Here is a 358-nt window from a genome sequence, read left to right on the forward strand (position 1 = left end):
CGGCTCGGGTGCGCTCTGGTGCGGCAGGTCGCGTCCCAGGCCGAGCACCAGGCCGCACGCACCCGACCCGCCCGCGGCCGCGTCGCGCACGTACGCCGCACACGCCTCGTCCGTCATCGGCAGCAGCAGGCCGATGGTCATCAGCAGCTCGCCGCCCTGCAGCCACTGCCCCGGCGTCAGCAGCTCGGACACGTGCGCGGCCTCGACCGGGCGGCCGAGGTGCGCCGCACCCGCGACGACCGCAAGGCGAAGCTCCGGCAGGGCCACCAGATCGGCGATCCGCACCACGTCCGTTCCGACACCTGACACATCGACCGAAACACCCGAAAAACCGCCGTCGCCGGACATATCCCTGTGG

The 358-nt window shown here is 72.9% G+C and carries 1 protein-coding gene; it reads right to left on the reverse strand.

What is annotated here, in order from left to right:
- Positions 1 to 358 (reverse strand): PucR family transcriptional regulator ligand-binding domain-containing protein (locus AC1DSF_RS31505; protein ID WP_478184232.1); only part of this gene is annotated, 358 nt, incomplete at both ends.

Source organism: Variovorax sp. 01N429, assembly GCF_056399425.1.